The following is a 20,820-nucleotide window of genomic DNA, read 5'->3' on the forward strand; positions in this document are numbered from 1 at the left end:
TGCCGTTTCCAGAGGCAAATTCGTCCATCCGACAGGCTCGGGTGGAAGGGCATAGAATGGCTTGTGGTCCCCGGACCCCTAATTCTTGACAGAAAGGCTGACCGCCTCAGGCAGGGCCCTGACATCGCGGCAATGACTATGGCATTTACACAGAAGGCACCGGCTCGCCCGCCCATTCCTGCCGAAATTCGAGTGCTGCTGGTTGCGGCATTCATCATTGCCCTGGGATTCGGCTTGATCGCGCCGATCCTCCCCCAGTACGCGGTGAGTTTCGATGTGGGAGCTGCGGCGGCAACTGTCATTGTCAGCATCTTCGCGTTCACCCGGTTGATCTTTGCACCGGTAGCTGGCGTACTTGTGGGGAAACTGGGTGAACCTCGCATCTATGTCACCGGCGTACTGCTGGTCGCGGTCTCCACATTGCTCTGTGCCGCGGTACAGGATTACACGCAGCTTCTGCTGGCCCGAGGCTTGGGTGGCTTCGGATCTACGATGTTCACCATTTCAGCGATGGCACTGATTGCCAGGCTTTCTCCCGACGAGTCGAGGGGAAGAATTTCTGGCCTGTACGCCGGATCATTCCTGCTTGGCAATGTGGCGGGGCCTGTGCTTGGAACAGTCTTGGCCCCGCTCGGCATGCGCTTGCCATTCGTGATTTACGGCGTGGCTTTGGTGATTGCCGCGGCAGTCGTCTACATGGCGTTGGGCCGCCGCCGCGACCTTGACGAGCAAGCCAACGATCCTGCTGCAGATGGACAGTCGATCGAAGTCGTCACCATGCGCCAGGCCATGGGATCCACAACCTACCGGGCAGCCCTGTTTTCAGGCTTCAGTTACGGATGGCTGGCCTTCGGCGTTCGAAACAGCATGATCCCGCTGTTCGCCCTTGCAGTTTTCGGCCAAGTACAAGGCCAGTCCGTCGCCGGGATCTCTCTTGCCATCTTTGCAGTGGGCAACGGCTGCGCTCTGTTGTTCGCCGGCAGGCTCACCGACCGCATCGGCAGGAAGGTTCCTGTGCTGCTGGGCATGAGCGTGCTCATTGTCAGCATCGGCGCGATGGGGATCTTTACCTCGTTCGCCGGCTTCATTATCTGTTCGGTGTTCGCCGGATTCGGTGCGGGAACCTTGGGCCCGGCCCAGCAAGCCTCGGTCGCGGATGTCATTGGTTCAGGTCGCAACGGCGGCAAGGCGCTTGCTGGTTTTCAAATGTGCACCGACTTGGGTTCTATTATCGGGCCGCTGATTGCCGGCGCAATGGCTGACTTCTGGAGCTACCAGTTGGCCTTTGGCCTTTCTGCCCTCGTAGGCCTCGTCGGCGTTCTTGCGTGGATCGTGGTTCCCCGCACCCCGAAGCCGGTCCCAGCCGTTTAGCATTGCAGATTCGGCAGTTTTTGGCAGCAGGTTTCTGATGCGCAAAGCCGCATCGCTTGCTGCTCCGGCTACAGCTTGGAACGACGACCGAAAACCTTGCCTACCCGGTTCATGACCCGCTGCAACGTTCCGGCTCTGAGCTGGCGGGCATCCACGCTGGCATACCCGTTTGCGGTGCGGTAAACCCGGGCCCCAAGGTGCGTCGTTTCCGGCACCCCGTGTGGGAATTCAATGCGCTTGAGGCGCCCATCGGCCAGCAGAATCGACAAATCAAGCAGCCCCTGCGCACCGTCCAAGGGCAACTTGGCAGCAATCAGCTGCTCGTCCGCCCCCTGGCTATCGCTGCAATGAAGCGAGATGCGCTGCTGTTCTTTGGTCTTGCGTTGTTCGGCGACAAAGCTTACGGGCTTCGAAACATAGTTCGGGACTCTCGCGCTGAATTTCAGGTAGCGCGCTTCAGCCTCAACGGATTCCAGGACTGGAGACCGTTCTTCATTGGCTTCCAAACGGGCAAGACGGATGAGTCCGTCATGGTCGGAGTTGAGAATACAAACGACTTTCTCCCTGCGAATTCCCTCGAATCGGTGGAGGTCATCAGGCAGGAACTCGGCAAGAAATTCCCGATGGGCTTGAATCCATCCTTTGCGCTTGGCTTCGCGGTACTTCAAGAAACGCTGGCCTCGGTAGACTTTGAGTCCTTTTCTTGAGAAGAGCCCTGCGACAAGATCCTTGGCGTAGTCCGAATCAGGAACATCTTCCATCAGCGTGGTCGCAATATGCGCCAGCGATGCCGTGTAGCTTGCAGGATCGATTGGAGCCATGCTGATGTTGGCTCCGTCAGAACGAGCCCTGATGTAGTAGTACTCGTAGTCGCCGAGAATGCTGTTGCGGTGCGCTGCACAATAAGCCTTGACCAAAGCCATTCCGTCTTCGAGGCGCACCTTGTCTTCACGGAACCGGATGTTATTGGCACGCAACAATTCAGCGCGGATCATCTTCTGCGGCATCAAGGTCTTAAGCATGTGTTCCAGCGGCGCATCAATGACCGTTTGCGCAAAGGTACTCCCCCCGCCCTTGCGCCCTCCGGCAGGAACCAGCCGTGGAGCCACGACGTCGGAGTCATGTGCAAGCGCAAAATCCCGCATGCGCGTTAATGTCTCGGCACCCAGCCAGTCATCGGAGTCGACGAAGAAAATGTATTCACCGTTGGCGCTGTCCATGCCCACGTTCCGGGGTTTGCCGGCCCATCCGCTGTTTTCTTGATGGATGACTGTGACGTGCTCGCGGCCGGCCGCGTACTCGTCCAGGACCTGCCCGCCATTGTCGGTGGAACCGTCGTCTACGAAAATCGCCTCGAACAACGAAGTGTCCAAGGTCTGGGCATCCAGAGAGCTCAGAAGGTCAGTCAGGTACGGCATCGCGTTGTAGACGGGCACAACGATGCTGACGAAAACCGACGTGCCGGATTCCCGCGTTGCAGATCCGGATTCGGCTGGAACCGAAGACACCATGTCAGAGCTCTTCTCAGGCTAGTAGGAAAGTCTCAGCACACTCTAGCCCACCAACTGGCTTATTTGCCTCAGGACGCACTGCGGTCCATCTTCTGGCTGATCACAGTGGAGACGCCATCCCCGCGCATGGTCACTCCGTACAAGGCATCAGCGACTTCCATCGTCTTCTTCTGGTGCGTGATCACGATCAACTGCGAGGATTCACGAAGCTCCTCGAAGATCGTGATGAGCCGTCCCAGATTCACATCATCGAGCGCGGCTTCGACCTCGTCCATGACGTAGAACGGCGAAGGACGGGCTTTGAAGATCGCCACCAGAAGCGCCACTGCGGTCAGCGAGCGTTCGCCACCTGATAGCAGAGACAGCCGCTTGATCTTCTTGCCTGCCGGACGGGCTTCAACCTCGATACCGGTCGTGAGCATGTTCTCGGGATCTGTCAGGACCAGCTGCCCTTCGCCCCCGGGGAACAGCCTGTCGAAGATCCTCTTGAACTGCACCGCGGTGTCGTTGTACGCCTCGGTGAAGACTCGCTCCACATGTGAATCCACGTCCTTGATGATCTGTTGCAGGTCGCCTCGCGACTTCTTCAGATCTTCAAGCTGTCCGGCAAGGAATTTATGCCGTTCCTCCAAGGCCGCGAATTCCTCCAGCGCCAGCGGGTTGACCTTGCCCAGCGCGGCAAGGTCACGTTCAGCTTTCTTGAGCCGTTTTTCCTGTTCGGCGCGGTCGAAGGGTTTCGTGCCGACCGCATTGCCGTCTTCATCCACATTGACTCGAAGCTCGGCCCACTTGTCATCGGGGTCTGACGTCTCGGGAATCAATTGATCAGGACCGAAATTCGCGATCAGGTGGTCGGGGGTGTACCCGAGTTCTTCCAGGGATTTCGTTTCCAGATTCTCGATCTTGATACGCAACTCGGCGCGGAGTATTTCGTCACGATGCACTGCATCGGCTAGCCGGGAGAGTTCGGCTGCGAGCTGCTCAGCCTCGGTCCGGTTGCTCGCCAGCAGTTCTTCAAGTTCGGATTTCTTGTCCGAAAGCTCGTCCCGTTGCTGGCCGGCCATCGTCAATGACAATTCAATGAATCGAAGCACGCGTTCGGAAGCCTGTTCCACGCGCTGTGCCTTCGCAGCTTGCGCCTTGCGCTCGGCGGCGCGATTCAGCGCCACTTCCCGATGGGTGCGTTCGGCGGCAGCGGTGCGGCGCAGGCCCTCGACCCGGGAGCGCAACGCGGTCACCCGCTCTTCGCTGCTTCGCAGCGCAAGCCTGGCCTCAAGTTCTTGCTGCCGTGCAGCTGCCGCGGCGTCCGCCAATGCAGCCCGCGTCGCCTCGTCGACGGGCTCGTCCTCGGAATCGGTCGACGCCATGTCCATGCGCTGGCTGATTTCCTCGTAGGATTCTTGTTCAATTTCAAGTTTTTCAATGGCAGCGTCAAGCCTGGATTGCAAGGATTTCTTCTCGGATTGCGCCGAACGAAGCTTGTGTCCCAGACGGGCCAGGTAGTTGGACAATTCCTCAATTGCCGCATCGGATTCGGCCAGCTGCCCCGAGGCTTCATCCCTGGCATGCTGTGCATCGGACAGCACCGGTGCACGCCGAGCCAGTTCGATTTCCAGTTGCGCTAGTTCCTCCTGGGCCTGGCTCAGCTCCGCTGACGTCTGCTCGACCAACGCTTGCTGGGCGATCAGCGAGGCGCCGGCTGAATCTCCAATGGAACTGCAAAGCCTGGAAAAAGTCACGCCTTCGAAGGTCGTGAGTTTGGCTTCCGGGTGCGCTTCGAAAATCTGCTGAGCAGCATCGAGGTCAGTGACGACGTAGTGGTGGGCGAAGATATTGTCCAGGAGATTCGAGAACTCGTCGGCAGAACTCACGATGTCCCGTGCCGCAATGGCCAGCTCGCCAAGGTCGGGGGTGGAGGCCATCGGGACATCTGCATGGACAAAGGATGCGTTGGCGGACTGGTCATCCGCCAGTTGCCTGACCAATGCGATCGCGTCGGCTGAGCGCCCCGCCACCAGGTGTTCCGCGCAGTCGCGCAGGATTGCGGCGACGGCCTGCTCATAACCCTCGGTGACCTTCAGCAGCTCCCCCAGCCGCCCGGCGAGCACGTCCGGAGATCGTTCGAGCAACTGAGCGGAACGGTCATCCGGCTTCGAATTCAGCTTTAGGGCGTCCAGTCGCGCGCGGAGGCCGGAAATCCGGACCGACAGTTCCTGCCGGCGCCGGCTATCCCGGTTCTGGTCTTCGGCTAAGCGGGTGAAGGAAGCTTCTGCTTTTTCAAACAGGTCGTTGAGCTGGTGCTCGCCGGCGAGCTGTTCGTCGAGTTCGGTGCTGACCGATTCGTGCGAGCGCGCGTCTGCCGCAAGATCCGCATCAAAGGACTGGACGTTGTCCCGCAGTCTGGAGATCTCCGCGCGCGTCACATCCACACGGCTGCGTGCCGATGCCACCTGCGAGGCAAGTCGTGACATTCCCTCGCGACGGTCAGCGGCCGCGCGCAGCATGGCGGCCATGCGCTGCTGTTCTGCACGCGATTGTTCTTCGGCCTGCTCTTTGGCTTCGATGGCTTCGGCCAGGATTTCGTGGCGGTCTTCGACTGCCTCGACCAGCTCCTCGAGTTCCTCGCTCAATCGTTCCGCTTGGGCTTCAAGCCGTTCCGGATCACGGCTCGAATCGAAATGCGTTTGATTGCTTTCAAGCAGTTTTCCCCGTTCGCGCGCCAACGCGGTCAGCGAGCGAAAACGCTCGGCCTGCGTGGTGAGCGCAACCCAGGTCTCCTGCATCAGGGCGAGCCGGGGCGTGAGAATCTCGCTCCGCTCGGAAAGTTCGGCGATCTGGCGGCGGACGCGCTCAAGCCGCGAGGTGACGTCCTGCTGCTGTGCCTGGATCTTGGATTCGTCGCTGATGTCCTGGGCAAGCTTGTTGTTCAGCGACACCAGGTCATCGGCCAGCAGGCGAGCCCTGGCATCACGCACGTCCAGCTGGACGGTCTGCGCTCGGCGGGCAATCTTCGCCTGGCGGCCCAGGGGCGCCAGTTGTCGGCGGACCTCGGAGTTCAGGTCTTCCAACCGGTCCATGTTGCCCTGCATGGCCTGCAACTTGCGCAGGGTCTTTTCCTTGCGCCGCCGGTGCTTGAGCACCCCGGCGGCTTCCTCGATGAAGCCCCGGCGGTCTTCGGCGGTGGCATGGAGGATTCTGTCCAGCTGGCCTTGGCCGACGATGACATGCATTTCACGGCCCAGCCCGGAGTCGGACAGGAGTTCTTGGATGTCCAGCAACCTGCACGAGCTTCCGTTGATTGCGTATTCGGAGCCGCCTGCACGGAACAGGGTTCGTGAAATGGTCACTTCGGCGTAGTCAATGGGAAGCTGTCCATCGGTGTTGTCGATGGTGAGCGAGACATGGGCACGTCCCAGCGGCGGACGCCCTGACGTTCCGGCGAAGATGACATCTTCCATCTTGCCGCCGCGCAGCGTTTTGGCCCCCTGCTCGCCCATAACCCATGACAGGGCATCAACGACATTGGATTTGCCCGAACCGTTGGGTCCGACAACAGCCGTAACGCCAGGCTCGAACTCAAAAGTGGTCGCCGAAGCAAAAGACTTGAATCCGCGAACGGTAAGAGTCTTCAGATGCACAGCGTGAAATTCCTAAGTTCGGCCCGATATCGATAGTGTTAGTCATGGACGCGCAGACCATGTTCTCCGAGATGATTCTATCGAAACGACTCAGTGAATACCGGTTTCTGCTCGCCTTTGAGCTCAGCAAAAACGAGGGGTAGATCATTTCGTGGACGTCTTATCAGAGATCGAAAACTGGCCGGTGGACAACGCAGTGTCTGTTGTCATCGATGGGCTGGGTTCAATTGCTGGCCAGCATGGCGACCTTGACAAGGTCTATGCCTTGGCTTCGGTCACCAAGTTGCTGAGCTCGTATGCATTCCTGATTGCCTTGGAAGAAGGAGCGATCAACCTGGAAGATCCTGCCGGGCCTGAAGGATCTACCGTCCACCACTTGCTGGCTCATACCGCTGGGTACGACTTCGATTCAGATGTCGTCCGTTTCGCGGTGGGCGCCAAACGCGGGTACTCCAACTACGGTTTCGAAAAATTGGCCGAACACCTGTGGCAGGAAACAGAAATCAACTTTGCCGACTACGCGCAGGAGGCGGTTTTCGCTCCGCTCGGCATGAATTCCACCAAAATCGCGGGAAGCTGCGCAAAGGATGGTCGGTCCAGCGCGGCGGATCTTGCTAAATTCGCGGCCGAGCTCCTGAACCCGACACTCGTTACTCCAGAGACCCTGTCCGATGCAACCCGGGTCCATTTTGATGGCTTGGCTGGCATCCTGCCCGGGTATGGACGGCAGAACCCGAATGACTGGGGTCTGGGATTCGAGCTTCGTTCTTCGAAGAATCCGCACTGGACCGGAGCGTCGCATCCTGCCCAGACCTTTGGGCATTTCGGCCAATCGGGAACGTTCCTCTGGGTGGATCCCGTAGACCGTCTGGCCTGCGTGACCCTCACAGACCGCAATTTCGGACCGTGGGCGGCGGATGCGTGGGCAGGCTATAACGAGCGTGTGCTCAAGGCCTACGCAGCCTAAAACTTATCTGGGGATTCGCCGCGGCCGCGGTTGGCATACAGGGCAGCTGTAAGAGGACCGCCCCATGAAGGGGTCGCGGCGGATCAAGGACTGGCGTCCTTGCTCTAGGCACCGAAGGCATGGTTCCCCTTCTCTCCCATAGGCATTCAGGGATCGGGAGAAGTAGCCGCTGGCGCCGTTGACGTTGACGTAGAGCGAGTCGAAGCTCGTCCCGCCAGCTTCCAGCGCACGGGTCATCACGTCAATCAGCGCCTCATTCAGAAGCGTTACCTCGAAGCGGCGGATGGTGGCAGTGTTTCGCAGGCCGGAAAGCCCGACGGCCCAGAGCGCCTCGTCGGCATAGATGTTTCCAACGCCCGAGATGACTTCTTGGTCAAGGATTGCGCGTTTGAGCTGAGTCGTCTTTTTGCGCAGGGAGGTATAGAGATCTTCCGCGCTTCGCACCGGATCCAGTACGTCTCGTGCAATATGGGCGGCGGCCTGCGGGATGAATTTGCTCATGCTGCCCGCACCGCCAGGGCCGCCATCAGAGGTTGCCGCCAGCGGCGACAGGAACATGCCGCCGAATATCCTCTGGTCGACGAATCGCAGCTCGGCGGGCGCGTCAGGCATGTCGCTGAGGGTCAGTCTAACCTTGAGGTGCTTTTCATCGGGAGCGGCAGGCTCTTCGACGAGAAGTTGCCCGCTCATCCCGAGATGGGCCATCAATGCCGCTGGTTCCGGGAGTCCGTCAAGCTCCATCCACAGGAATTTTCCACGTCGGGCGACGGTACTTACTGTGCAACCAGTCAGGGAATGTTCGAAATCGAGTGGGCCGTCGTGGTGCCGGCGGACCGAACGTGGGTCCAGGACCTGCACCGATTCAATTCGGCGGCCCCGAACCCACTTGTCCAGTCCGACACGGACTACTTCAACTTCAGGTAATTCCGGCAATGAAACCGACCTTAGCTTCGTGGAATCTGTTCGCCAGGGTGCAGTTGCAGCCAAGAGTTGCGAGCAGCTTCCTGCTCCGCCTCCTTCTTCGACGGGCCGTGGCCGCTGCCGTAAGGCTCGTCAGAGATTACAAGCGTTGCTTCATAGGTGCGTGCATGGTCAGGACCGGATCCGGTCACTTGATAGCGCATGTCACCAAGTTTCTTGGCTGCGACTTCTTCCTGGATGACAGTTTTCCAGTCAGTCGCCGCGCCAAGAAGGCGAACGTCTTCCAGCAAAGGCGTCACGAACCGAAGGACCAACGCACGAGCTGCATCCATTCCCTGATCCAGATACGTGGCGCCGATCAAGGCTTCCATGGTGTCTGCAAGAATTGAAGCCTTATTGGCACCGTTGGATTGAGCTTCACCGCGTCCGAGGAAGATGTGCTCCCCTACTCCTAGGTCCCGGGCAATGATGGCCAAGGCACGGGTGCTGACAATTGCGGCGCGGCGCTTGGCCAGGTCGCCTTCGGGAAGATCCGGATACTTCTTGTAGAGGTATTCGGCAACCGAAAAACCGAGGATGGAGTCGCCAAGAAATTCGACGCGCTCGTTGGTTGGTATTCCACCGTTCTCGTACGAATACGAACGATGGGTCAGGGCAAGACGAAGCGTCTCGGAATCGATGTCGATTCCGAGACGCTTCATCAGTTCTTCTTTTGAAGACATGTCTTAGACGTCTGCGACCTTGCGACCCTTGTACTCAAGGAACAGCTCGGTACCGGCCGAGTCGGTGACAACCTTTGCCTGGTGAGGCAGGCTGTAAGTTACGCGACCGTTTTCAACGGTCTTCACCAGGTTAGGCGCGGTAGCCTTCCACTGAGAACGGCGTGCACGAGTATTCGCACGGGACATCTTCCGCTTTGGAACAGCCACGACTACTTCTCTTCTCTCTTGTCTGACGTATTATCGGGTGCCACATCTTCTGCGGCAATGTCGGCCAGCTGCGCAAGCGCTGCCCAACGCGGGTCCAGTACCTCATGGTGATGTTCGGGTTCATCATTGAGATTCACTCCGCATTCACTGCAGAGACCCAAACAATCCTCCCGGCAAACCGGCTGGAATGGCAGTGCGGTCCCAATTGCGCTCCGCACTACCGGGTCGATGTCAATCAAGTCGCCAACGACCCAGTACTGATCCACTTCATCATCGTCTTCGAATTCTTCGCTGCCTTCATAGCAGAAGAGCTCTTGAATATCAGCCGCGAAATCGTACTCGATGGGCTCCAGGCAACGTCCACATTCCCCCGCAATCTGTGCGGTAGCGGTACCCGATACCAGAATCCCCTCATGTACGGCCTCAAGGCGAAGATCTAAGTCGAGCTCAGATCCTCCACGAATACCGATGAGTGCATTTCCCACATCCGTGGGTGCCGGAACCTGCTCGCTAAGAATTTTCATCGAGCCAGGCGAACGGCCGAGCTCCTTGGCTGATACAACCAAAGGCGAGTTGCGATCGACTTCGCCATGTGACGATCGATCAGAACGCTTATCGCTAATGATGACTCCTATAGAACATAGTCCGACATCTCATCATAACGTGCCGAGTGCCCATTGCCCAAAATCGAGGCTGTGATTCAAATGTGTTCTAGTTCGCACTAGGGTTCCATCAGGCGTTTATCAGCTTTCTCCTACCAGAAGCGCATAGAATTTACATCAGTTAAGTCTTTGATTCCCCCAGACAGAAGGTACTTCATTGAATCTGGTCTCCGCGACGAAAACGCTCGCTCGATTCGCGACCAAAAAACTGGAAACTCGTCGCGCATATGCGGAAGTGCACTCCAATCCATCGGTCTACCTTGCGCAGCCTAGTGGCAACCGTCGATACAGGGCAGCCCTATATTTCGCAGACTCAATGGTCAATGCATATCAGGCACGCCAGTGGTACGAACCGCTACGTCAGCTCGCTCAGAAGATGCCGCTGGTTATCATCGTCAGGAACCCAAAGACTGCGATTGCCCTGGGCAAGGAGAGCCCCTTGCCGGTTTTCTACGCCAAGACTATTGGTGATATCGAGAACTTGCTGGCCAGCCAACAGATTGATGCAGTCTTCTACGTCAATCAGAACATCCGCAATTTCCAAATGATGCGATTCAACAGTCCGGCACATGTCTTCATCTGCCATGGTGAAAGCGAAAAGGCTTACATGTGGTCGAACCAGATGAAGGCTTACGACTACGTATTCTCCGCCGGCGTGGCGGCTCAGGAGCGGCTCGCCAAGAATCTGACTCGTTACAACGTTGCTGAACGAACACGCTTGGTAGGACGTCCGCAGATTGATGTTGATTATCCCGCGCCGATTTCGGTTAATCCTGAACTTCCTACAGTTCTCTACGCACCCACCTGGGAAGGCGATCGTCCGTCTATGCGGTACGGAAGTGTACAGAGTCATGGTGTTGCATTGATAGAAAGCCTCATTAAGGATGGCGGATTCAACGTCATCTTCCGTCCGCATCCACGGAGCGGCATCAATGATTCGGGTTATGGCGCTGCGCTGAACAAGATCCAAACCCGGTTGACCGAGGCCAACGCGGATAGTGCGGGTACCCTGTTTTACGACGAGTCTCCGCAGTGGGGCTGGCAATGGGCGATGTCCGATATCTGCGTCACCGATATTTCAGCGGTTGCCTATGATTTCTTGGCTACGGGAAAACCCCTGTTGATCACTAAACCATTGAGTGCCGAAGCAAGTGTCGATGATTCCCCTGCGCTATTGCGGGTCCCCTCATTGATTTCAAATAATGCAGCCAATGGGCCAACGGTGATTCGCGAACGCCTGGCTCAGACCGATGATTCATATGCCGATCTGGTTGAGCACTATTTCGGGGACACGTCGAAGAATGCAAGCATGAATCGGTTCCTCAATGCATCTGTGGAGATCATTGACGAATCGCATTCTCTCAATGAAAAATCCGGGCGGGCTTAATGACCCGTTCTAGATGGCTCTAGCAACAGGTGCAGAACACTTAATTTTCGGGAGTCGTACAGGCTGACTAGCGTCAAAGCGGTGACCACAGTGCTGAGCAGACCAATCACTTAGTCTCAGGCGCATGCTAAGAATTGCAACATAGTTTAGGTGCTGTTTAGCAGAAGTATATGGTAGTACCTGTACGCGTATCGGATGGGCGTAGCGGATAGCACTGACGTAACGATCGGATAGCACTTAGCCGGATTCGACGCCAAGATGATCCTGACACCCACGACACCGATGTCGTGGCCGTCGAAAGGAATCATCCATCATGGCTGATTACCGCAAAATCATGCTCCTGCTCTTGCAGGGGCGTTCCTACCGGCAGGTTCAAAAACTGCTGAATTGTTCACCGCGAACGATCTCTAAAGCCCGTCAAGTCATTGACGAGCAGGAATTTAGTACGCTGGAACAGCTCAAGGACATAAGCGACGAAATACTGATTATTCGAAGCTTCTAGAACCACCAGTATCACGGTTCAGAGCCATCGAATATTGCGGTTCAGAGCCATCCAATATTCTTGTTCAGAGCCACCGTCCGAGTACGCCTCACGCATGTTGAATTCACCGGTCTCAACCCAGATCGTGTTGTGGACGATGTGGTCCATGATCGCATCTGCCATCGTGTCGGCTCCGAGCCGAGCGAGCCAGTCCGATTGTTTGTACTGCGTGCAGAGAATGGTCGAGGCAGCATCGCTCCTACGCTCCATGAGCTCGAAGATGAACCGCGTGGATCCCCTGGTGGGCGTATTCGCTGCGGCCGGAGAAGCGGAGTTGGTAGACCTTCTCTTCAGCGAGGTCTTTGACTACGTCCCAGCTGCGTGAGGTGGTGTCGGCGGCGTTGAGGACTTCGGCGACGCTATTGCGGGAGACGCCTTGGGTGGACGCGATGACACGTCCTGAGAAACCTTCGGCGAAGCTGGAGAATTCGCTTCTCTTTGATCTTTCGTACCATTGAAAATGGCTCCTTCCACCACACCGGCTGTTGCCTGGTCGGAAGAGTTTATGCAGGGTGGCTCTAAAGGAGAATACCCGGTGGCTCTGAACGAGAATAACGGCTTTTCCGTCTGGTGGCGCTGAAGCGCAATATTGGTGGCTCTCAACGAGTCAAATATTCAATACTGGAGCAATGCTTCACCGATGGGCGCAAAGCTGTCTCCACCAGTTACGTTACGATTGATATCGACGCAGTGATCAAAGCCCGAATCGGGAGGAAGAAACCCCCGCTAAAAGTGCTCTGGGCCCGCTACCTGCGCACCGAAGCCACCGGCACGCAGCGGCACTATCAATACGAACGGTTCTGCCAACTCGTCGCGGAACAAGTCCAGCAAAGAAACCTGACCAGTCCGATCGCTCACGAGCCAGGACACACCATGCAGGTGGACTGGGCCGGCACCAAAATGCAGATCGTCGACCCGATCACCGGCCGGGCCACGAAAGTCTCGATCTTCGTGGCCACCTTGCCCTACTCGGGTCTGCTCTTCGCCTACGGGTATCTGGATGAGAAGCTCGGCTCGTGGTGCGATGCGCACCGCAGGGCTTTTGAACATGCGCAAGGCGTTGCCCAAGTGATCATCCCAGACAACGCCTCGACAGCCTCCAACACGGTCAGCCGTTACGAGAACGTACGGGAGGTAAATCAATCCTACTCAGTTTTCCTTGAGCATTATCAGACGGCGGCGGTCCCGACGGAACCGTACCGGCCGCAGCACAAAGGCAACGTGGAATCCGGGGTGCAGTTGGTGACGAACTGGATCATCCACTACCTCGATGACCAACGGTTCGAGTCCATGGACGACCTGAACGACGCCGGCGCCGAACGCGTTGAATGGCTCAATGAGCGCACCCCGTTCCGTGGCGAGCCACGCTCCCGCAGGCAGTGGTTCGCATCAGGATGAGTTCTTCGCCATTGGGGATCAAGAGCGGTGCAAGTCACGGCAGGAGCGCGCAAATACTCCATTCCCGCGGCGGGACGCAGCCACTGGTTGGTTATACACATATCCGCAAAATAGAAGTACCTCCAAGCGCTTTACTGTCCCGGTGAACTGATCGCCACACCAGTTGATGCGGCGACCAGTCGAGCGCATCACAAAATATCCCCAACATCAAAGTGCCACTGGAAAAGTGCAGACATGGCACCGTGGTGCCTAGACTTTCGGCACGGATACCAAACACTGAAACGCAATGGAACGCGCAACCTGTAACACAAGGTTGTTGGTACATAATTGCCTGAATTGATGTGCCCATTCCAACATTCAATAAGGCTAACGTTGCAAGTCGTTGAAAAGTGTTATCCACTTGGACGATATCGCCGATGGCAAATATTGCTGTGCGTGCATTCGGCCGCGATCCGAGTATTGAGCTAGAGTTTCTGGCTCTAAGGCCAGTTTCTCCATTGAAGCCGCAAATTCGGATACATTATTCTGCCTAACAACAATCCCCGATTCGGAGTCGATAATTAAATCTCGAATCCCGGGAGCGCAATCGAATGAAATTGTTGGTACACCAGCAAGTGAGGCCTCAACAATTGCAATTGGTAAACCTTCATATTGGGAAGAAAGCAAATGAACTTTGGAAGAAGAAAGTACTTCACCAACCATGTCCGTTTTACCCATCAGACGAATACGTGGTAATTTGAGATCATCAATCATCTCTTGCAGACTAGCCCCAAGCGGACCTTCCCCATAAAGCTCAACCTTCCAATCGGGCAAATTCGAGTAAACCGATTCCCAAGCTTTTACAACGTAGTGCAATGATTTTTGTTTGTCATAGCGCCCTAGAGTAACGAATGTATTTTCACGCTCCTGGACCACCGTCGAAGGATCGGCAACCGGGTTCGGAAGCCAGGACACGTTATTCAGACCAGCCCTCGTGAATAGTGCTGCATCGTCTGCAGTCAAACACACAAAACGATCAACATCTTTGTAGTTCTTTAACACTCGACGCAAGTCGCCAGTTTGGACGCACATTTCATAAGAACCATGGTATTGTCCGATAACCCGAGGAAGGGAACGGTCAAGCGGATCGTACCCGGCCTCAATCAGATGCTCCATACCAAATACTTGCGTACACAGGATCACGGTTTCGGGACCCCATTCGACCAACTTTTTGGATAGCTTTCGACATCCATTCGACCGAAGTTCGTGACGGCGAGCATTTCGGCGCCGTCTAAAGGGGTTCAAGCGATCACGACGACGATTCAGTGTCCAATTCTCTGGCGCATGTTCATCCCATAGACAATCCACGAGCATTTCTGCCGGTCGATTAACTTCAACAAGCTCATCTTTTGGAGTCGGATTAACTCCAATGATTTCAACCAAAAAACCGCGTCTTAAAAACTCAGATGAAACTCGTTCGATGAAACGTGATACTCCGCCAAGCCTATCAACCTGATTAGACATGAGAACAACTCTTTTAAAAGGTAAGTTCACTATTATCCCCATACCCGCTCAACCGTACGATCCGCAGAATCCCCGTCTTCAAACCCTGCGAAGCGCTGCGAAAATTTATGCCGTTCATCTTTGTCGAGATCAACTGTCAATCTTTCCAAAACAGCCTTATGAAGCGACTGCTGATCCTTGACAATCAAACCAGGAGAGAATTCTTCTAGTGAAAAATAGGTTCCACGTTCGTCATTAACATAATTTTCGTAGTCGTAGGCGTATATAAGAATCGGGCGATCCAACGTGCAGTAATCAAACATCACACTTGAGTAATCGGTGATAAGTAGGTCCGAAACAGCAAAAAGCGACGAAATGTCATCAATTCCAGAAACATCGACAATTTTTCCCGCAAATTTAGGGTGGATTGAAATCTTATTCAGATAGTGCGCCCTAATTAAAAGAATGCAATCATCACCCAAATCATCTATCCAGCCTTCCAGGTCCAACTCAAGCTTTATCGCGCGCTTAGAATTCCGGCTATTTGCCCTAAATGTTGGAGCATAAAGAACTATTTTTCTATCACGCGGCAACCCCAGCATGATGCGAAAGTTGTCGGCCATTGAATTGTCCAATTTAGCTAGGATATCGTTTCGGGGCGACCCATACTTCAACAATTCATTCTTGTATCCGAATGCAGGAACGAAGGTGGTTTCAAAGTATGGATTCGGTACTGTCAGGTAGTCCCAATAGCTCGCCTTTTTAACGAGCTCTCGCTTTTTAGCCATTGACGCATCAGCAAAATCAGGCTCGTCCAAACCCATGCGCTTCAGCGGAATGCCGTGCCAAAGTTGAAGGTATATCTGCGACTTCCGTTTTACGAAATACGAGGGTAAAGACTGATTATCAACTAAGTATCGGGAGCGGGCTAACGCATATAAGTATTTCGCAGAATGACGAGTAACTGAATTGTAATCACCGTCAATGATTTTGCTTTGCGCAATTGACCAATTTTGCTTGTGGTTCGGGTAATGGCTCGCGAGTGTAGAGGAAATTACCCCAGGACTATCCGAGGTCGAAGTACCCATATGGGATTCGAACAGAGTTGAATCCGAGTCAAGAGGCAGCATCCTCAGGAGCGAATAAATTGTTTTCCATCTTAAGGAGTTAGTTTTAACCGGCCGATCAAAAACGGAGTCTTTGATAACACGATATTTCGAAACTGGGGAAATAATTCGGCGAACCAAAATCCGCTTCGTTCCAGATTTTAATCGCCTCACTCCCATTGTTCCATCGACAGTACGGTAAACTCTATAGCGATATGCTTCGATCCTATTGATCAAACCTCGATTAAATAGCCTTTTTTTAGGTATTTTTATTGAAGTAGGTATAACCAGATGACCTTCTCGCGAAGTTAACTGATTCGAAATTCTTGGACGTATTCCAATTTTATCGACATCTACCGCCGGCCAATTGGCGGGGACCGTGATTAATGCGTCCCAAAGCACCCATTGGCCGTCATAAACGACATTTTCGCATTTGAGAATTTTTGAAAATTTATTCTTCCCGCGAGAAAATATCCGCAAAGAGAGATTAGGGCTACTTAGGGCTGAAAGCTTTGCACCTGGATCAAAAGTTCGCCCTCTGACGGATAGTATTCCGCTGTTCACCTGAATTTCACGAACTTCGTGATACCACTCAACTTGGAACCACGGAGTGCTTTCAACATCGCTCTTGTCTACTGAAAGCAACGCACCACAGAGTGGTTCAGTTGACAGCTCATTAGTGGATTCAGAATGCCACCTGTAAGTCGACGACTCAACATCTGGCTCAAGGGGTGGTATCCAAGTAGCTCTTTTATTAATCATCGTGAAAGCATCGCGAACTATATCCGGACGAAGCATTAGTGCGGCGCCATACAGGAAACGCTCTGGGACGTCCAATTGCGCGTACGCCTCCGGGCTGACCTTCAAAAGGAAGGGCTTTAGGACTTTAAGAATCTCCAAGGCCAGCTCATCGTCGTGGGACACGATATCGTTCAAATACAATCGAGCATCATGGCGAAGAATTTTTAATTGAAGCCTACTAAATAAACCCGGGTTTTTCGAACAATCCACAGCCTTTTCAACGCGCGTCAACGCTTCAAGCCTGTAAATAAGATTCTTTATTGAGTCTCTTTGATTTGTTATAGATTTACGGACTTCATTCGGATATATATTCCAAACATAAGCCGACTGCGGGATCACGGAAATACCAGAGGCGTTCATGAATGCCTTGGCGGAAAATACTAGATCTTCATAATGAATATCCGTAGGGAATTGGATCGAATTTTTTCTAAGGAATTCTACTTTATAGAGCTTTGCGACTACGATGGTATCGATGCTTAGCTCAGGATTATCTTCGATAGACTCATAGTATTCACGGGAAACGTAGAGTTTGTCGTGCCATCCTTTCCAGCGTTGCGCTTCGATTTCGAATCTCCGCGTTCGAGCCATCACGATGTCCGCATCGCTGGTTTCGGCCTCATGAAGAAGATTCTTGCACGCATGACGGTCTAAAGTATCGTCGCTGTCTAAGAAGAGTACATAATCTCCTCGTGCTTCTTCAAGACCCCTGCTTCGGGGGCCACCTACACCACCTGAATTGACGTCGAGCGATAAGAACCGGCCACGGGGGTCTTGTTCGACGATTGACCTAGCAGTCTCTGCGCTTCCATCTGTAGAGCAATCATCGACAAGTAGGAGCTCGATGTTCTTGTGTGTCTGACCGTACACTGAACGTACAGCGTCAATTACATGCTCGCCGTCATTGAAGTGAGCGAGCACGATTGTAATGTCAGGACTATGGGACATACTTATTTCCGGATCTTTCTCATACTAATCGTTAGCTCAGTTCTTTCACGATCTGACTTAGCGTATCCAAGGTGTTTTTCAACGACTCGACGTGCCGTTCATCAAACTCACTGAGCACCCGTTTCATTTCAGTTGTGGAAATTCCAGCAGTTCGCGGCAGGTAGACGACTTCGACCTCATCGCCCAGGTCATCGAACTTACCTTTCCAGTCTTCGCCGATGCCGAAGACCTTGACATCGTACTTCGCGATATCCAGACGCTTCTGTTCCCAATTTTCTTCCGGGATGGCCAAGTCAACGTACTTGATGGATTCTACGATCTCCCGACGCTGCTCGAACGGCACAACAGGCTTTTTACCCTTGATGGCGTTGAACTCATCGGTCGAAACGCCGACGATCAATCGGTCGCCCTTTTCCTTCAGACGCTTGAGGATATTCAGGTGTCCGATGTGGAACAAGTCGAACGTGCCATAGGTCAATACAGTTTTCGGCATAAGGTCCTCCTACGTATTACAGCCCAATCTTCACTCGATGACTGGCTCAATTTTACAAGTTACATTCTCGTGCCGTCGCCCACACGCCGCGATTCCCTCCGAAGTGACGGATTCGAGGTTCAATTACGCATGGCCAAGCCCAACGTGCTGCATCAGCTGTCAGTTTTCGAATGACGACTTGTACGGGAACAACGAATTGAGAACGCGTTTGGCCATCCTGCCCCGCAATTCCTTTTCGGAAACCGTTGCTACTTCGTTCAGGCAGAACATCTGCTTGCCTGAACCTACCAGCAGCCTGTAGAGGTTCAATGCCAAATGGTCGCCACCGAGATCAACATATGCATAGTCAATTTCGGCGGGCACGCCAAGTCCTTCGGCGGCCGCGATGTAGTGCGCTAGAGATGACGGAACAGAGATGTCATCTACGTGACGGAACTTATGCCTGGCAGTGGCATTGACCGCGCTCGGGAAGTACTCTCGGATCTTGTCATGGATCAGCAAACGTTGCGGATGAGCGACGTGCCGGAATTTCAACGCAGTCGTGCGGCCATACTTGTCAAAAATAAGATCTGCGTTCCGTTGAGCCGCTTGGTTGACTGCCAATCGGGGATTCGATGCTTCGGAATAGTGTTTGTTGGCCAGGGCGTATTTCACATCACCGCTAGCAGTGAAAAAGGTATTTTGCGACAGCGGACGGCCGAAGAAAATATCGTCATTTACGTAGAGGAAATGCTCGGAGAGGCCCTCAATCTTGGAGATCTGGGTCTCGATTGCATGGGAGTTAAAGGTCGGCAAGCAGTCTTCGCTATTGTCGAAGATGTCCCGATGATCAACCAATTTGATCTTGCTATTATCTTGGCGCAGCCATTCTGGAACTTGGCCAGCGGTGACCAGAAAGATGTTCCGAACCCACGGCAGGTTCATTTCCAGCGATCGAAGGGAGTACTTCAGCTCGTCTCGGGACGTGTATCTCGCGAGATCGCGGCTACTCTCGTGGGCCCCGTTTGCGGGAACCAGTTCCTTGTAACGGCGGTAGGAGGTTTGCCAATCGGCGTCTGCAGCGTCTACCCATGTGTAGACTACATCGATGGGTTCCGTAAAATCTTGAACATCCGGAACTTGCGGTTTGCCATCGGAATAGACAACCCAAATTGCGCCTAGCCCAGCGTGTCGGTCGTCGCGCAGGGTGCCGCCGAATTCCTTCGGGGCGATCACGCTCCAAGCCTCGATCGCTCCATAGCCCACTGCGTCATGCTTTACTTTGACAAGACTAAATCCGTGCTTTTCGAATGCATCCGACAAAATTGCCCAGGAGCTGCCATCGACCGTAGTCGCCTGACGTACGGCATCATCTGCGTAGGCCAAGCCCAAGAATTCAGCAAGATGCCGTGTCGAAACGGTATTTTCAGTATGGATCTGCCGAATATTCAGAGAACTGCATGCCGTGGTTTTCGTACGCCAATCAAGGATCCGCTGCCAGAAGGAGCTAGGCATCGTGCGAGCCAGCTGACCTTTCCATCCACGAATTCCCAAAATAAACACACCATCCACCCGCGCTGGGCACTCGAGAAGTACGCACTAGACATGCGTTGTACTTGACTATTTTACATTCAGTTCACTTATTGTATAAAAATGCCAGTTAAGCTCACTTGAAGATACCGTATTCCGCCACTTAGGCGCACTGATACTGCCGGAATTTCCAGCTGGGGCCATCGGAAAACTTTGAACAACAATACCTAAATCTGGCTAGAGCACGGGTGGGCGACCGGCAAGAGTCATACGTAGCAGAGTGCGCCACTTCAACTTCGCACGTGGTTCCCTGTACCAAGGGCTCCCTTTCCATCCCGCACGCCATCCATCAACATACTGCCGGACAGCACCCGGGCTTTTTCTGAGCCTCAGGCATTCAAGCAGCATCCAAGCGGTCGGATAGATCCACATGAACGGCGCTGGCAGGTTTCTGCGCGCCAACCAAACGCGATTTCTCGCATTCAATCTGTAGAATTCGTCGTGCCGCCTCGGATCAACAACTGGATGTCCGATTCGCATGTCCCCCGCATACCAGACATAGCGGCCAGTATCCCAGATTCGCCAGGCAAGCTCAATACCTTCATGGGCATACCAAAAACCACCAGCCCAGCCACCGGTCTGGTCGAATATTTCCCGTGGGGCAACTAAGCATGTCTCGCCAACGTGAAAAACCTTGCTGGGTTCAACGGCCGTTCGCTTCTTGAGCCGGGGAATCCAGCGTCTTGGGTTCTGGTCTTCATGGTCTGGATCTGTGATTCGAGGCTGCAACAGCCCCATCTGTGGGTACTGTTCGAATCGCCGAACTGCGGTAATCAGAAAATCATCGTCGAGGAACCAGGAATCATCATCAAGAAAACAGAGGTACTCACCGCTTACCTTCGAAACGCCTGCGTTGCGCCCTGCAGGAATTCCCAGATTCTCTGGAAGGAATAACGTACCGAACTGCTCTGGGATGCCAACCGGATCCCAGCCGTTTCCCACGACGACAGCGTCAATTTCGACAGATGTCTGTGCCAGCAGGGACTCTAGCGCGCGTCGGAGCTCAATCGGTCGATTCCCCATCGTCAGTACTACGACACCGACCGCCGGTATATTCCGTTGTGACATGTCCCTCTGCTTAACGAACTGTGTTGAAAAT

At 54.3% G+C, this 20,820-nt stretch carries 17 protein-coding genes and 1 pseudogene; 5 read left to right on the forward strand and 13 right to left on the reverse strand.

The features are described 5' to 3' along the window. The first annotated feature begins 138 nt into the window (after positions 1–138). Positions 139–1,371 (forward strand): MFS transporter, encoded by a 1,233-nt coding sequence (locus ATC04_RS10520; protein ID WP_197413530.1) that lies wholly within the window; start codon positions 139–141, stop codon positions 1,369–1,371. A gap of 68 nt (positions 1,372–1,439) precedes the next feature. Here ATC04_RS10520 and ATC04_RS10525 read toward each other — a convergent pair whose 3' ends face one another. Both ATC04_RS10525 and smc read right to left on the reverse strand, forming a co-directional pair. Continuing rightward, positions 1,440–2,882 (reverse strand): glycosyltransferase, encoded by a 1,443-nt coding sequence (locus ATC04_RS10525; protein ID WP_082123880.1) that lies wholly within the window; start codon positions 2,880–2,882, stop codon positions 1,440–1,442. Positions 2,883–2,950: 68 nt separating this feature from the next. After that, positions 2,951–6,520: a chromosome segregation protein SMC gene (gene smc / locus ATC04_RS10530; protein ID WP_047118942.1), complete on the reverse strand. Its 3,570-nt coding sequence runs from the start codon at positions 6,518–6,520 to the stop codon at positions 2,951–2,953. 184 nt (positions 6,521–6,704) lie between these two features. On the opposite strand from smc, the gene ATC04_RS10535 reads away from it, so the two are divergent. Next, on the forward strand, positions 6,705–7,487 hold the full coding sequence (locus tag ATC04_RS10535; RefSeq protein ID WP_231735961.1) for a serine hydrolase domain-containing protein: 783 nt from the start codon (positions 6,705–6,707) through the stop codon (positions 7,485–7,487). 3 nt (positions 7,488–7,490) lie between these two features. Here ATC04_RS10535 and mutM read toward each other — a convergent pair whose 3' ends face one another. Genes mutM through ATC04_RS18805 form a run of 4 tightly spaced genes read right to left on the reverse strand, consistent with a single transcriptional unit; the run spans position 7,491 to position 9,861 of the window. Then, positions 7,491–8,420, reverse strand: a complete 930-nt coding sequence (gene mutM / locus ATC04_RS10540; protein WP_047118940.1) for a bifunctional DNA-formamidopyrimidine glycosylase/DNA-(apurinic or apyrimidinic site) lyase — start codon at positions 8,418–8,420, stop codon at positions 7,491–7,493. Between the two features lie 11 nt (positions 8,421–8,431). Continuing rightward, entirely contained in the window at positions 8,432–9,130 is a 699-nt protein-coding gene (rnc, locus tag ATC04_RS10545; RefSeq protein ID WP_047118939.1) for a ribonuclease III, read from the reverse strand. A gap of 3 nt (positions 9,131–9,133) precedes the next feature. Then, positions 9,134–9,337, reverse strand: a complete 204-nt coding sequence (gene rpmF / locus ATC04_RS10550; RefSeq protein ID WP_013348816.1) for a 50S ribosomal protein L32 — start codon at positions 9,335–9,337, stop codon at positions 9,134–9,136. A 2-nt stretch (positions 9,338–9,339) separates the two neighbouring features. After that, positions 9,340–9,861 (reverse strand): DUF177 domain-containing protein, encoded by a 522-nt coding sequence (locus ATC04_RS18805; RefSeq protein WP_082123879.1) that lies wholly within the window; start codon positions 9,859–9,861, stop codon positions 9,340–9,342. 295 nt (positions 9,862–10,156) lie between these two features. Here ATC04_RS18805 and ATC04_RS10560 point away from each other — a divergent pair, with 295 nt between their 5' ends. Continuing rightward, positions 10,157–11,386 carry a CDP-glycerol glycerophosphotransferase family protein gene (locus tag ATC04_RS10560; protein WP_047118937.1) on the forward strand — a complete coding sequence of 410 codons (1,230 nt, stop codon included), beginning with the start codon at positions 10,157–10,159 and terminating at the stop codon, positions 11,384–11,386. 313 nt (positions 11,387–11,699) lie between these two features. After that, positions 11,700–11,888 (forward strand): helix-turn-helix domain-containing protein, encoded by a 189-nt coding sequence (locus ATC04_RS10565; RefSeq protein ID WP_047118936.1) that lies wholly within the window; start codon positions 11,700–11,702, stop codon positions 11,886–11,888. 18 nt (positions 11,889–11,906) lie between these two features. Here ATC04_RS10565 and ATC04_RS10570 read toward each other — a convergent pair whose 3' ends face one another. Both ATC04_RS10570 and ATC04_RS18810 read right to left on the reverse strand, forming a co-directional pair. Continuing rightward, positions 11,907–12,137, reverse strand: coding sequence for an ATP-binding protein (locus tag ATC04_RS10570; RefSeq protein ID WP_047118935.1), 231 nt, complete (start codon positions 12,135–12,137; stop codon positions 11,907–11,909). A gap of 16 nt (positions 12,138–12,153) precedes the next feature. Then, positions 12,154–12,382 (reverse strand): annotated as a pseudogene (locus ATC04_RS18810) (IS21 family transposase); the annotation flags it as partial. Positions 12,383–12,497: 115 nt separating this feature from the next. Here ATC04_RS18810 and istA point away from each other — a divergent pair. Next, entirely contained in the window at positions 12,498–13,325 is an 828-nt protein-coding gene (gene istA, locus ATC04_RS10575) for an IS21 family transposase (protein WP_052772342.1), read from the forward strand. A 366-nt stretch (positions 13,326–13,691) separates the two neighbouring features. On the opposite strand, the gene ATC04_RS18815 is transcribed toward istA, so the two are convergent. From ATC04_RS18815 to ATC04_RS18825, 5 genes are all read right to left on the reverse strand, one after another. Further along, entirely contained in the window at positions 13,692–14,828 is a 1,137-nt protein-coding gene (locus ATC04_RS18815) for a glycosyltransferase (protein ID WP_160309077.1), read from the reverse strand. A 32-nt stretch (positions 14,829–14,860) separates the two neighbouring features. Next, positions 14,861–17,632 carry a CDP-glycerol glycerophosphotransferase family protein gene (locus ATC04_RS18820; RefSeq protein ID WP_160309076.1) on the reverse strand — a complete coding sequence of 924 codons (2,772 nt, stop codon included), beginning with the start codon at positions 17,630–17,632 and terminating at the stop codon, positions 14,861–14,863. A gap of 58 nt (positions 17,633–17,690) precedes the next feature. After that, on the reverse strand, positions 17,691–18,152 hold the full coding sequence (locus ATC04_RS10585) for an adenylyltransferase/cytidyltransferase family protein (RefSeq protein WP_047118933.1): 462 nt from the start codon (positions 18,150–18,152) through the stop codon (positions 17,691–17,693). A gap of 159 nt (positions 18,153–18,311) precedes the next feature. Beyond that, positions 18,312–19,646: a stealth conserved region 3 domain-containing protein gene (locus tag ATC04_RS10590; protein ID WP_052772341.1), complete on the reverse strand. Its 1,335-nt coding sequence runs from the start codon at positions 19,644–19,646 to the stop codon at positions 18,312–18,314. Between the two features lie 252 nt (positions 19,647–19,898). Next, positions 19,899–20,789, reverse strand: a complete 891-nt coding sequence (locus ATC04_RS18825; RefSeq protein ID WP_082123876.1) for a glycosyltransferase — start codon at positions 20,787–20,789, stop codon at positions 19,899–19,901. Positions 20,790–20,820: the final 31 nt, after the last annotated feature.

The sequence above is a fragment of the Arthrobacter sp. YC-RL1 genome, assembly GCF_001454985.1.
Classification (GTDB): Bacteria; Actinomycetota; Actinomycetes; order Actinomycetales; family Micrococcaceae; genus Glutamicibacter; species Glutamicibacter soli.